This window comes from Streptomyces sp. Act143, from assembly GCF_003143935.1.
Lineage (GTDB): Bacteria > Actinomycetota > Actinomycetes > Streptomycetales > Streptomycetaceae > Streptomyces.
Map to the genome: position 1 here is coordinate 2344244 of NZ_QFRX01000001.1, position 13235 is coordinate 2357478.

Below are 13235 nucleotides of genomic sequence, written 5' to 3' on the forward strand. Positions count from 1 at the left end.
CACAATGGCCCGGTGGACGAGACCCTTGGCACCGCACTGCGCCGCTGGCGCGACCGGCTCTCCCCCCTGGACGTCGGACGGCCCGCGCACCAGGGACGGCGTGCGGTGGGGCTGCGGCGCGAGGAACTGGCCGAGCTCGCGGGGCTGTCGGTCGACTATGTCGTGCGGCTGGAGCAGGGCCGCGCCACCAGCCCTTCGGCGCAGGTCGTGGCGAGCCTGGCCAGGGCCCTGCAGCTGCAACCCGTGGAACGCGACCACGCCTACCGGCTGGCCGGTCTCCTCCCGCCCCAGGAGGGGACCGTCTCCACGCACGTCCCGGCGGGGGTCCAGCGGATGCTGGCCCGGCTCGGGGAGTTCCCCGTGGGTGTGTTCAGCGCCGACTGGACCTTGCTGTCCTGGACCCCGGCATGGACGGTCCTGCTGGGCGACCCCGGCGGACGCACCCCCGCCGAGCGGAGCCTGCTGCGGGCGGTCTTCACCAAGGGGCCGTCGGGTCTCGCGTCCTGGCCGGTGCTCCCGGACGGCGACGCTCTGGGCCCCGCCCTCGTCGCCGATCTGCGCACGGCTCTCGTCAACTACCCCGGTGACCCCGCACTGGCCGACCTCGTCGAGGAGCTGCGCAGCACCAGCGCGGAGTTCGCGCGGCTGTGGAACGAGGGCGCGGTCGGACCGCACGTCTCGGCCCGCAAGACCGTCCTGCACCCCCAGGTCGGCGAGGTGACCTGCGACTGCGACGTGCTCACCGTCCCGGGCTGCGACCTCCGCCTCGTCGTCTACACGGTGGCCGCGGGGTCCGCCGACGCGGAGAAGCTGGAGTTCCTGCGGGTCACGGGTGGCGTCCGTGCCGACGGCCCCGCGGCCTCGGGGCCCGGCCTGTTCTCCACGCCCTGACCGTCCGGGGTCGCCTCTCCGCTGCCAGACCGCTGTGGCGCCCGCCGGGGCGGGGCCGCAGAATCTGTCGGGGAACGGCAGTTGATGAGAGGGAAGAGGGACGACCCATGGTCGAGCAGGACGAGCGATTCGACGTTGTCGTACTCGGCGCCGGGCCCGGGGGCTATGTCGCCGCCGTGCGCGCCGCCCAGCTGGGCAAGCGTGTCGCGGTCGTGGAGGAGAAGTACTGGGGCGGCGTCTGCCTGAACGTCGGCTGCATCCCCACCAAGGCCCTGCTGCGCAACGCCGAGCTGGCGCACATCTTCACGCATGAGGCGAAGACCTTCGGCATCAAGGTCGACGGCCAGGTCTCCTTCGACTACGGCGAGGCCTTCCGCCGCAGCCGCAAGGTCGCCGACGGCCGGGTCAAGGGCGTCCACTACCTGATGAAGAAGAACAAGATCACCGAGATCGACGGCCGCGGCACCTTCCTCGACCCGCACACCCTCCAGGTCACCGACTACGACGGCAACACCCGCACCGTCGGCTTCGAGCACTGCATCATCGCCACCGGCGCCACCCCGAGGCTGCTGCCCGGCACCAAGCGCAGCGCCCGGGTGGTCACCTACGAGGAGCAGATCCTCGCCGACGACCTCCCGCAGTCGATCGTCATCGCGGGCGCCGGCGCCATCGGCATCGAGTTCGCCTACGTGCTCCACCACTACGGCGTGAAGGTCACCATCGTCGAGTTCCTCGACCGCATGGCGCCCCTGGAGGACGCCGAGGTCTCCGCCGAACTCGCCCGGCAGTACCGCAAGCTGGGCATCGACGTCCTCACCTCCACCCGTGTCGACGCCATCGACGAGTCCGGCCCCCAGGTCCGCGTCACCGTCACCGCCAAGGACGGCTCGCAGAAGGTCCTGGAGGCCGACAAGGTCCTCCAGGCCATCGGCTTCGCCCCGAACGTGACCGGATACGGCCTGGAGAACACCGGCGTGCGGGTCACCGAGCGCGGCGCGATCGACGTCGACGGCCGCTGCCGCACCTCGGTGCCGCATCTTTACGCCATCGGCGACGTGACCGCGAAGCTGATGCTCGCGCACGCCGCCGAGTCCATGGGGATCATCGCCGCCGAGACCCTCGCGGACGCCGAGACGATGGAGCTCGACTACGCGATGATCCCGCGGGCCACCTTCTGCCAGCCCCAGATCGCCAGCTTCGGCTACACCGAGGCCCAGGCCCGCGAGCTCGGGTACGACGTGAAGGTCGCCAAGTTCCCGTTCACCGCGAACGGCAAGTCCCACGGCCTCGGTGACACCACCGGCTTCGTGAAGCTGATCAGCGACGCCAAGTACGGCGAGCTCATCGGCGGCCACCTCATCGGTCCGGACGTCACCGAGCTGCTGCCGGAGCTGACGCTCGCCCAGCAGTGGGACCTCACCGTCCATGAGGTGGCCCGCAATGTGCACGCCCACCCGACCCTGAGCGAGGCCGTCAAGGAGGCCGTGCACGGCCTGGCCGGCCACATGATCAACATGTGACACGGGTGACGGCCGGGCCGGGCGTCACAGGGCGGCCGGCGCCGGCCCCACCAGCTCGGACAGCACGTCCTCCATGGTCACGAACCCCAGGACGGCACCCGCCTGCCCCGTCACCGCCGCCAGATGGCTGCCGTCGGCGCGCAGGGCGGTGAGGGTGTCGTCCAGCGGGGTGTCGATGCGGACCCGGGTCACCGGGTGCAGGGCGGTGCGCGGGAAGGGCCGGTCGCGGTCGGCGACGCCGAGGGTGTCCTTGATGTGCAGATAGCCCAGGAGCGCGCCCTGCGGGCCGGTGACCGGGAAGCGGGAGTAGCCCGCCTCGGCCGCCACCCGCTCCAGCCGCGCCGGGGTGACGGAGGCGTCGACGGTGCGCATCCGCCGGGTCGGGACGAGGATCTCGCCGACCGGGCGGGTGCCCAGCTCCAGGGCGTCCCGGAGCCGTTCGCCGTCGGCGGGCGAGAGCAGCCCGGCCTCGCTCGCGTCGAGGACCATCCGGGCCAGCTGGTCGTCGGTGAAGACCGACTCCACCTCGTCCTTCGGCTCGACGCGCAGCAGCCTCAGCAGGGTGTTGGCGAAGGCGTTGATGCCGAACACGAGCGGCCGCAGCAGCCGGGTGAGCGCCACCAGCGGCGGCCCGAGCAGCAGCGCGGTCGGCACGGGGGCCGCGAGCGCGATGTTCTTCGGGACCATCTCGCCGATCAGCATGTGCAGATAGGTCGCCACGGCGAGGGCGATGACGAAGGCGATCGGGTGCACCAGGCCGTGCGGGATGTGCGCCGCCTCGAAGCCGGGCTCCAGCAGATGCGCGATGGCCGGTTCGGCGACCGCGCCGAGCACCAGCGAGGAGACGGTGATGCCGAGCTGGGCGGTCGCCATCATCGCGGAGAGGTGTTCCAGGCCCCACAGGGTCATCCGGGCCCGCTTGTCGCCCTCCTTGGCGCGCGGTTCGATCTGGCTGCGGCGCACGGAGATCAGGGCGAACTCGCCGCCCACGAAGAACGCGTTGGTCAGCAGCGTCAGGGCGCCGATGACGAGTTGCAGGACGGTCACCGGGACTCCTCCCCCGCCTGGACCGGCACCTTGACCCGGGTCGGTTCCGGTGCCGGTGCGGTGATGCGGACACGGTCGGCGCGATGGTGCTCGACCTCCAGGACGTCGAGCTCCCAGCCGTCGAGTGCGACGACGTCGCCCTTGGCGGGGATACGCGCGAGGCGGGTGGCGACCAGCCCGGCGACGGTCTCGTAGGGGCCGTCCGGGGCCGCGAGTCCTATCCCCTCCAGTTCGTCGAGGCGGACGGAGCCCTCCGCCTCCCACGCTCCGGGGCCGACGGGTGCCAGGTCGGGGGCCTCGACGGGGTCGTGCTCGTCACGGACCTCGCCGACGACCTCCTCGACGATGTCCTCCATCGTGGCCACTCCGGCCGTACCGCCGTACTCGTCGATGATCACGGCCATCGTGCGGGTCGTGCGCAGCCGCTCCAGCAGCCGGTCCGCCGGGAGGCTGTCCGGCACCAGCAGGGGTTCGGTGGCCAGTGCGGTGACCGGGGTGACGGCCCGCTCCGCCGGCTCCAGGGCCAGTACGTCGCGGATGTGGACGGTGCCGACGACCTCGTCCAGGCTGTCGCGGTAGACCGGGAAGCGGGACAGGCCGGTGGCGTACGTCAGGTTGGCCGCGTCGGCGGCCGTGGCGTGCGCCTCCAGGGCCTGGACGTCGACGCGCGGGGTCATCACGTTCTGCGCGGTCAGCTCGCCCAGGTGCAGGGTGCGCACGAACAGCTCGGCGGAGTCCGCCTCCAGGGCGCCCTCGGCCGCCGAGTGCTCGGCCAGCGCGACCAGTTCCTCGGGTCCGCGCGCGGAGGCCAGCTCCTCGGCGGGCTCCAGGCCGAAGCGTCGTACGGCGCGGTTCGCGGTGTCGTTGAGGTGGCGGATGAACGGGCCGAAGGCGGCCGTGAAGCCGCGCTGCGGTCCGGCCACCACCTTCGCGACCGCCAGCGGCCGGGAGATCGCCCAGTTCTTCGGGACCAGTTCGCCGATCACCATCAGCACGACCGTGGACAGGGCCACGCCCAGCACGGTCGCCACCGTCGGGGCGGCGCCGCCCAGGCCGGCGGCCTCCAGCGGGCCCCGCAGCAGCGCGGCCAGCGACGGCTCGGCGAGCATGCCGATCACCAGGGAGGTGACGGTGATGCCGAGCTGGGCACCGGAGAGCTGGACGGTCAGCCGGCGTACGGCCTCCAGGGCACCCTGCGCCCCGCGCTCGCCGGCCTCGGCGGCGCGCTCCAGCTCACCGCGCTCGACGGTGGTCAGGGAGAACTCGGCCGCGACGAACACCGCGCAGGCCAGGGTCAGCAGGAGGGCCGCCAGGAGCAGCAGGACCTCGGTCACCGCGCCACCCCCGTTCCCTCGCAGGGGCGGGTGTCGGCACGGCTGGTACTGGGAGGCTCACCCATGGCGGGTTCATGTCTCCTTCACGGATCGGCGGATCGGGCTGCTGCACACCCCATGGTAAAGGGCGCGCAAAGCAGGCTGGTCAAGAGCACAACGCCCGGGACTCCGCGGTTGTTCCGCCGATGGGGGGTTTACGTCGCCCGGAGTCGGCAAGGCGGACAGGATGCCGCGCTTCGCCACCACACCTGCAACTCCCGTAAGACGCGCCCCGCACTCCGCGGGTTCCACAGCGGTGGCGGCAGAGCGGCCCCCGCGGCGGGACGCCTTCTTCGACAACGCCAAGTACCTGGCGATCGTGCTCGTCGCGATGGGACACGCCTGGGAGCCGCTGCGCTCCGACAGCCGCGCGGTCACCGCGCTCTACACGATCGTCTACGCCTTCCACATGCCGGCGTTCATCATCATCTCCGGCTACTTCTCCCGGACCTTCGACGCGAGTCCGGCGAAGATCAGGCGCCTGGTCACCGGGGTCGTCGTCCCCTACATCGTGTTCGAGACGGCGTACACCCTGTTCACCCGCTGGTCCGACGGGGAACCGGACCGCGCGATCAGCCTGCTCGACCCGCTGTATCTGACCTGGTTCCTGGCCGCGCTGTTCATCTGGCGGCTGACCACGCCGATCTGGCGGACCGTGCGGTGGCCGCTGCCCGTCGCCCTCGCCGTCGCGGCCCTCGCCACCCTCACCCCGTCCATCGGCAAGGACCTCGACCTCCAGCGCACCCTCCAGTTCCTGCCGTACTTCGTGCTCGGTCTGTGCCTGCGGCCGAAGCACTTCAGCCTGGTGCGCCAGTGGCGGGTGCGGCTCGCCGCCGCGCCGGTCTTCCTGGCCGCGCTCGCCTTCGCCTACTGGTCCGTGCCGCGGATGGACTACGCGTGGTTCTTCCACAAGGACGCCGCCGCGGACTTCGCCGTGCCCGACTGGTACGGGCCGCTGATGACGTTCGCCCTGTTCGGCTGCTCCCTCGTGCTGGTCACCTGCTTCCTGTCCTGGGTGCCCGGGCGCCGGACCTGGTTCACCGCCCTGGGCGCGGGCACGCTCTACGGCTATCTGCTGCACGGGTTCGTCATCCAGGCCGCCAACCACTGGCACTGGTCCCACGTCGACTTCTTCCACCGGCCGCTCGGCAAGATCGCCGTCTCGCTCGTCGCCGGAGCGCTGGTGACCGCGCTGTGCACGGCGCCGGTGCGGCGGGTCTTCCGGTGCGTGATGGAGCCGAGGATGAACTGGGCCTTCCGCAGGGAGGCCTGAGCGGGCGGCGGCACCCGGCCTTCACCGTTCGGGCACAACGGCGGACTGACATGTGGGCGAGCGGGCACCTGTATGTCACCAACGAGTGAGGGGTGACAGACCGCCCATGGAGATTTCAGGCGTCATCAGCGCGATCGTCATCGGCATCGTGATCGGTGTTCTCGGCCGGCTCGTCGTCCCGGGCCGCCAGCGCATCGGCATCCTGTGGACGATCGCGATCGGCATCGTCGCCGCGTTCATCGGAACCGGCATCGCCTCCGGCCTGGACGTCGCCGACACCAAGGGTGTCGACTGGGTCGAGTGGCTCATCCAGATCGCCCTCGCCGCCCTCGGCGTCGCCGCGATCAGCAAGGTGAAGGTGCGTCACTGAGCGGCCGGGCCCGTCGCGGGCGGACCAGTGCGCCAGGTCACATTCCGAGCGAGAACAAGGTCACAGCCTTGCGCTCTGCTGGAACTTCAGTGATCTGCCCTAGCATCCGAGCATGACGGTCCTGCCTGACGACGGGCTCGCGCTGGCCGCCGAGTTCCCTGACGCGACACACGAACAATGGCAACACCTGGTGGCCGGGGTGCTGCGCAAGTCGGGCAAGGAGGTCTCGGACGGCGCGGCGGAGGATGCCCTGGCCACCGCGCTGGAGGACGGACTCGGCGCCCGCCCCCTGTACACCGCCCGCGATGCCGCACCCGACCCCGGCCTGCCCGGCTTCGCCCCGTTCGTACGCGGCGGACGGGCGCAGGGCAACACGGTCGGCGGCTGGGACGTACGGCAGCGCCACGCGGCGGCGGACAACCAGGCCGTCCTGACCGACCTGGAGAACGGCGTCACCTCCGTGTGGCTGCCGATCGGCGAGGGCAGCGGCATCCAGGTGTCCGGCCTCGGCCGGGTGCTCGACGGCGTCTACCTCGATCTCGCGCCCGTCGTCCTGGACGCGGGTGCCGAGACCGAGGCCGCCGCCCAGGAGCTGCTGAAGCTGTACGAGGAGCGCGGCATCGCCCCCGACGCGGCCCGCGGCAACCTCGGCGCCGACCCGCTGGGGTACGAGGCGCGCACCGGACGGTCCTACGACCTCGCCCCCGTGCTGAAGCTCGCCCGGCGGTACCCCGGGGTGCGCGCGCTCACGGTGGACGCGCTGCCGTACCACGAGGCCGGCGGCTCGGCGGCGCAGGAGCTGGGGGCCTCGCTGGCGACCGGCGTGGCCTATCTGCGGGCCCTGACCGAGGCCGGGCTGAGCGCCGAACAGGCCTGCGCCCAGCTGGAGTTCCGGTACGCGGCGACCGCCGACCAGTTCCTGACCATCGCCAAGCTGCGGGCCGCGCGCCGGCTGTGGGCGCGGGTGGCCGAGGTGTGCGGGGTGCCGAAGGCGGGCGCCCAGGTGCAGCACGCGGTGACGTCGCCGGTGATGATGACCCGCCGCGACCCGTGGGTGAACATGCTGCGCACGACCATCGCGACGCTGGCCGCCGGGGCCGGTGGCGCCGACGCCGTGACCGTGCTCCCCTTCGACCAGGAGCTGGGGCTGCCGGACGCGTTCGCGCGCCGTATCGCCCGCAACACCTCCACGATCCTCATCGAGGAGTCGCATCTGTCCCGGGTGATCGACCCGGCGGGCGGCTCCTGGTACGTGGAGCGGCTGACCGACGAACTCGCCCACGCGGGCTGGGAGTTCTTCCGGACCATCGAGCGGGACGGCGGGCAGGCGGCCGTGCTGCGCTCGGGCCGCCTGCGTACCGACCTGGCGACGACCTGGGCGGCGCGCTCCAAGAAGCTCGCCAAGCGGCGCGAACCGGTCACCGGCGTCAGCGAGTTCCCGCACCTGGCCGAGAAGCCGGTCGTCCGTGAGCCCGCCCCGGAGCCGCTGTCCGGCGGTCTGCCGCGGGTCCGCCGCGACGAGGCCTTCGAGGAACTGCGCGCCCGCTCCGACGCCCACCTGGCCGCCACCGGGACCCGCCCCCGCGTCCACCTGGCCGCGCTCGGCCCGGCCGCCGCGCACACCGCGCGGCTGACCTTCGCCGCGAACCTCTTCCAGGCGGGCGGCATCGAAGCCGTCACCGAGGGCACGTTCGAGGAGAGCGGTGCCACCGAGGTGTGCCTGTGCTCCAGCGACGCGCTGTACGCGGAACAGGCCGAGGACACCGCCCGTGAACTGCGCGAGGCGGGTGCCACGCACGTCTTCCTCGCCGGCCGTCCGGCGGAGTACGCGGGCGTGGACTCCTACGTCTTCGCCGGATGCGACGCCGTCTCCGTACTGTCCGCCGCTCTCGACCGCTTGGGGGTCGCCCGATGACCGTCCCCGACTTCTCCGGGATCGATCTCGGAACTCCGGCCGCCACCGGCCACGCCGACGACTGGCAGGCGGCCGTCAAGAAGGCCGCCGACGGCGCCGACCTGCTCTGGGAGACCCCGGAGGGCATCCCGGTCAAGCCGCTCTACACCGGGCAGGACCTGGAGGGCCTGGACTTCCTGGACACCCGCCCGGGTGTGGCGCCGTATCTGCGCGGCCCGTACCCGACGATGTACGTCAACCAGCCCTGGACCATCCGCCAGTACGCGGGGTTCTCCACGGCCGAGGAGTCCAACGCCTTCTACCGCCGCAATCTCGCGGCCGGCCAGAAGGGCCTGTCGGTCGCCTTCGACCTGCCCACGCACCGGGGTTACGACAGCGACCACCCGCGCGTGACCGGTGACGTCGGCATGGCCGGCGTGGCCATCGACTCCCTCTACGACATGCGGCAGCTCTTCGACGGCATCCCGCTGGACCGGATGACCGTGTCGATGACGATGAACGGCGCCGTCCTGCCGGTGCTGGCGCTGTACATCGTCGCCGCCGAGGAACAGGGCGTGCCGCCCGAGAAGTTGGCCGGGACCATCCAGAACGACATCCTCAAGGAGTTCATGGTCCGCAACACCTACATCTATCCGCCGAAGCCGTCGATGCGGATCATCTCCGACATCTTCGCCTTCACCTCGCAGCGGATGCCGCGGTACAACTCCATCTCCATCTCCGGCTATCACATCCAGGAGGCCGGTGCGACGGCCGACCTGGAGCTGGCGTACACGCTCGCCGACGGTGTGGAGTACATCCGCGCGGGGCGGGAAGCGGGCCTGGACGTCGACGCGTTCGCGCCGCGGCTGTCGTTCTTCTGGGCGATCGGCATGAACTTCTTCATGGAGGTCGCCAAGCTGCGCGCGGCGCGCCTGCTGTGGGCGAAGCTGGTCAGGCAGTTCGACCCGAAGAACACCAAGTCCCTTTCCCTGCGCACCCATTCGCAGACCTCCGGCTGGTCGCTGACCGCGCAGGACGTCTTCAACAACGTCACGCGCACCTGCGTGGAGGCGATGGCGGCGACGCAGGGCCACACGCAGTCACTGCACACCAACGCCCTCGACGAGGCGCTCGCGCTGCCCACCGACTTCTCGGCGCGCATCGCCCGCAACACCCAGCTGCTGCTCCAGCAGGAGTCGGGCACCACCAGGGTCATCGACCCGTGGGGCGGCAGCGCGTACGTGGAGAAGCTGACGTACGACCTCGCGCGCAAGGCCTGGCAGCACATCCAGGAGGTCGAGGCGGCGGGCGGCATGGCCAAGGCCATCGACGCCGGCATCCCGAAGCTGCGCATCGAGGAGGCCGCGGCCCGCACCCAGGCCCGCATCGACTCCGGCCGGCAGCCGGTGATCGGCGTCAACAAGTACCGGGTGGAGAGCGACGAGGCGATCGAGGTCCTCAAGGTCGACAACTCCTCGGTGCGCGCCCAGCAGATCGAGAAGCTGCGCCGGCTGCGCGCCGAGCGGGACGAGCGGGCCTGCCAGGACGCGCTCGACGCACTGACCCGGGCCGCGGGCGGCGAGGGCAACTTGCTGGAGCTGGCCGTGCACGCGGCCCGCGCCAAGGCGACCGTCGGTGAGATCTCCGACGCCCTGGAGAAGGTGTACGGCCGGCACGCGAGCCAGATCCGTACGATCTCCGGCGTGTACCGCAACGAAGCAGGGGAGTCCCCGTCCGTGGACCGCACCCGCGCCCTGGTCGACGCCTTCGAGGAGGCGGAGGGCCGGCGCCCGCGCATCCTGGTCGCCAAGATGGGCCAGGACGGCCACGACCGCGGCCAGAAGGTCATCGCGACCGCCTTCGCCGACCTCGGCTTCGACGTCGACGTCGGCCCGCTGTTCCAGACCCCGGCCGAGGTGGCCCGGCAGGCCGTCGAGGCGGACGTGCACATCGTCGGGGTGTCGTCGCTGGCGGCCGGTCACCTCACCCTCGTACCGGCGCTCAAGGAGCAGCTGGCCGAGGAGGGGCGCGAGGACATCATGATCGTGGTCGGCGGGGTGATCCCGCCGCAGGACGTGCCGACGCTCCTCGAGATGGGCGCCGCGGCCGTGTTCCCGCCCGGGACGGTGATCCCGGACGCGGCCCACGATCTGGTGCAGCGGCTGTCGTCGGACCTCGGGCACGACCTGTGATCGATGTCGACGCGTATGTGAAGGGCGTGCTCGACGGGAAGCGGGCGATCATCGCGCGCGCCATCACGCTCGTCGAGTCCACCCGGCCGCAACACCGGGTGCTGGCGCAGGAGTTGCTCACCGCGCTGCTCCCGCACAGCGGCCGGTCGCGGCGGATCGGGATCAGCGGGGTGCCCGGCGTCGGCAAGTCCACCTTCATCGACGCCTTCGGCACCCTGCTCACCGGCCTCGGTCACCGGGTGGCGGTGCTGGCGGTGGACCCGTCCTCCACCCGCACCGGCGGTTCGATCCTCGGCGACAAGACCCGCATGGAGCGCCTGGCCGTCGACCCGGCGGCCTTCGTGCGCCCCTCCCCCACCGCGGGCACGCTGGGCGGGGTGGCCAAGGCGACGCGTGAGTCGATCGTGGTGATGGAGGCCGCGGGCTACGACGTGATCCTGGTGGAGACCGTCGGCGTCGGCCAGTCCGAGACCACGGTCGCGAACATGGTCGACACGTTCCTGCTGCTGACCCTGGCCCGCACCGGCGACCAGCTCCAGGGCATCAAGAAGGGCGTCCTGGAGCTGGCCGACGTGATCGCCGTGAACAAGGCGGACGGCCCGCACGAACGCGACGCCAGGGCCGCGGCCCGTGAACTGGCGGGCGCGCTGAGGCTGATGCACGGGCCGGACCCGGCCTGGACCCCGCCCGTGCTGAGTTGCAGCGCCCGGGAGTCCACCGGCCTGGACACGGTCTGGGAGCGGATCGAACAGCACCGCACCCTGCTGGACTCCACCGGCCGCCTCACCGCCAAGCGCCGCGACCAGCAGATCGACTGGACCTGGAGCATGGTCCGCGACGAACTCCTGGACCGGCTGCACGCCGACCCGGCGGTACGCGCGCTCGCCCCCGAGCTCGAACAGCAGGTCAGGGAAGGCGAGTTGACGGCCACGCTGGCGGCCGAGCGCATCCTGAAGGCGTTCGGGGCGTCCGGCACCGAGGGCCGCTGAGGGCCCTCGCTCATGGGAGTTCCGCTGCACACCGGGGCTCTGTCGCACCTGGCGGAGCGGTCCGCCGTCACCGCGCCGGCAGCCTGACCCCCAGTTCGTCGGCCGCCGCCCGCAGCACCGGCACCATCGCGACCATGTCGGCCATGCTGCGGCGGAAGGCCGGCGCGGCGGTGGACAGGGCGGCGAAGACGGTGCCGTCGGGGCGCAGGACGGGCACGGCGACGGCGCGCAGGCCCGCGTGGTGCTCCTCGTCGGCGGTGGCCCAGCCGCGTCCGGCGGCGCGGGCGACCTCCTCGCGCAGGACGTCCCGGTCGGTGATGCTGCGCGGGCCGTGCGGGGTGAGCTCGACGCGGTCGAGGAGATCCTCGCGGACGTCGTCGGGCGCGAAGGCCATCAGGACCTTGCCCATGGAGGTGCAGTGCAGCGGCCCGTGGTGACCGGGGTCGCTGCGGACGCCGACCGGCAGGGGGCCGTCCACGTAGTGCACGTACAGATGGCGGGTGCCGTCGAGGACGGACATCAGGGTGGCTTCCTCGGTCTGCCGCGTCACGCGCTGCATGACGGGGAGGGCGGTGCCGGCGAAGCCGTAGACCTGGCCCGCCTGCTGGCCGAGCCGGAACAGCCGGAGCCCCGGCTTGTAGCGCTTGCCCGCGGTCTCGAACTCCACCAGGCCCTCCCGGCACAGGGAGTTGACCAGTCGGTGCGCGGTGCTGACGGCGACCCCGCTGGCCCGGGCCAGCTCGGACAGCGTGATGCCGTGCGGGTGTTCGCCGACCAGGACGAGCAGTCGGATGGCCCGGCCCACGACGTCGGACGGGACCTCACGCACCTCACTGGTGTCACTCATGGCCCACAGATTACCATTGAGTGGATAGGTTTTCCACTGAATGGAAAAACAGCGATGAGTCATCCTCTCTTCGACGTCACCGGCAAGGTGGCCCTGGTCACCGGCTCCAGCCGCGGGATCGGCCGGGCGCTGGCCACCGGGCTGCTGGAGGCGGGCTGCACGGTCGTCCTGAACGGCCGTGACGCCGACGCCCTGGAGACCGCCCGCGAGGAACTGGCCGGCGCCTTCGGCGACCGGGTCCGCGCCGAGGCCTTCGACGTCACCGACTCCGCCGCGGTCGCGGAAGCCGTCGCCCGCGTCGAGGACCGCGCCGGACCGATCGGCATCCTGGTGAACAACACCGGCGCCCAACGTCGCGCCCCACTCCTGGACTTCACCGACGAGGACTGGCACGGCCTGCTGGACACCAACCTCACCAGCGCCTTCCTCGTGGGCCGCGAGGTGGCCCGGCGCATGGTGCCGCGCGGCCACGGCAAGATCGTCAACATCTGCTCGCTGCAGAGCGAGGCCGTCCGCCCCGGCATCGCGCCCTACTCCGCCACCAAGGGCGGCCTGAAGATGCTCACCAAGGGCATGTGCGCCGACCTCGGCCCGCACGGCATCCAGGTCAACGGCATCGGCCCCGGCTACTTCGACACCGAACTGACCTCCGCCCTGGTCGCCGACGAGGAGTTCAGCGCCTGGGTGCGCGGGCGGACCCCGGCGGGCCGCTGGGGCAGGGTCGAGGACCTGGTCGGCGCCCTGCTCTTCCTGTCCTCCCCCGCCTCCGACTTCGTCAACGGCCAACTGCTGTACGTCGACGGCGGCATGCTCTCCGTCCTGTAGCCCTCAAGGAGCCT

11 protein-coding genes are annotated in these 13235 nt (G+C 71.8%); 8 read left to right on the forward strand and 3 right to left on the reverse strand.

All coding sequences use genetic code 11. The features are described 5' to 3' along the window. Positions 1 to 12 precede the first annotated feature (12 nt). Both DI272_RS10560 and lpdA read left to right on the forward strand, forming a co-directional pair. Complete coding sequence (locus DI272_RS10560; protein WP_109495100.1) at positions 13 to 891, forward strand: helix-turn-helix transcriptional regulator; 879 nt, start codon at positions 13 to 15, stop codon at positions 889 to 891. A gap of 107 nt (positions 892 to 998) precedes the next feature. Continuing rightward, a complete protein-coding gene (gene lpdA, locus DI272_RS10565; RefSeq protein ID WP_109495101.1) occupies positions 999 to 2411 on the forward strand; it encodes a dihydrolipoyl dehydrogenase in 1413 nt (470 codons plus the stop codon). A gap of 24 nt (positions 2412 to 2435) precedes the next feature. Here the strand turns inward: lpdA and DI272_RS10570 are convergent, their stop codons facing one another. Both DI272_RS10570 and DI272_RS10575 read right to left on the reverse strand, forming a co-directional pair. After that, positions 2436 to 3458, reverse strand: coding sequence for a hemolysin family protein (locus DI272_RS10570; RefSeq protein ID WP_109495102.1), 1023 nt, complete (start codon positions 3456 to 3458; stop codon positions 2436 to 2438). Continuing rightward, a complete protein-coding gene (locus DI272_RS10575; RefSeq protein ID WP_109495103.1) occupies positions 3455 to 4792 on the reverse strand; it encodes a hemolysin family protein in 1338 nt (445 codons plus the stop codon). Before DI272_RS10575 ends, DI272_RS10570 begins: the two co-directional genes overlap by 4 nt. A gap of 226 nt (positions 4793 to 5018) precedes the next feature. Here DI272_RS10575 and DI272_RS10580 point away from each other — a divergent pair, with 226 nt between their 5' ends. From DI272_RS10580 to meaB, 5 genes are all read left to right on the forward strand, one after another. Beyond that, positions 5019 to 6104 (forward strand): acyltransferase family protein, encoded by a 1086-nt coding sequence (locus DI272_RS10580; protein ID WP_109495104.1) that lies wholly within the window; start codon positions 5019 to 5021, stop codon positions 6102 to 6104. Between the two features lie 106 nt (positions 6105 to 6210). Next, a complete protein-coding gene (locus tag DI272_RS10585; RefSeq protein WP_109495105.1) occupies positions 6211 to 6474 on the forward strand; it encodes a GlsB/YeaQ/YmgE family stress response membrane protein in 264 nt (87 codons plus the stop codon). A 112-nt stretch (positions 6475 to 6586) separates the two neighbouring features. After that, the gene (locus DI272_RS10590; protein ID WP_109495106.1) at positions 6587 to 8389 is read left to right on the forward strand and encodes a methylmalonyl-CoA mutase family protein; all 1803 of its coding nucleotides are present in this window, start codon (positions 6587 to 6589) and stop codon (positions 8387 to 8389) included. Then, positions 8386 to 10560 (forward strand): methylmalonyl-CoA mutase, encoded by a 2175-nt coding sequence (gene scpA, locus DI272_RS10595; protein WP_109495107.1) that lies wholly within the window; start codon positions 8386 to 8388, stop codon positions 10558 to 10560. Before DI272_RS10590 ends, scpA begins: the two co-directional genes overlap by 4 nt. Beyond that, positions 10557 to 11549 carry a methylmalonyl Co-A mutase-associated GTPase MeaB gene (meaB, locus tag DI272_RS10600; RefSeq protein ID WP_109495108.1) on the forward strand — a complete coding sequence of 331 codons (993 nt, stop codon included), beginning with the start codon at positions 10557 to 10559 and terminating at the stop codon, positions 11547 to 11549. The genes scpA and meaB overlap by 4 nt, the downstream gene beginning before the upstream one ends. Before the next feature lie 67 nt (positions 11550 to 11616). On the opposite strand, the gene DI272_RS10605 is transcribed toward meaB, so the two are convergent. Beyond that, complete coding sequence (locus DI272_RS10605) at positions 11617 to 12396, reverse strand: IclR family transcriptional regulator (RefSeq protein WP_109495109.1); 780 nt, start codon at positions 12394 to 12396, stop codon at positions 11617 to 11619. A 54-nt stretch (positions 12397 to 12450) separates the two neighbouring features. Here DI272_RS10605 and DI272_RS10610 point away from each other — a divergent pair, with 54 nt between their 5' ends. Next, positions 12451 to 13221 carry an SDR family oxidoreductase gene (locus DI272_RS10610; protein WP_109495110.1) on the forward strand — a complete coding sequence of 257 codons (771 nt, stop codon included), beginning with the start codon at positions 12451 to 12453 and terminating at the stop codon, positions 13219 to 13221. Positions 13222 to 13235: the final 14 nt, after the last annotated feature.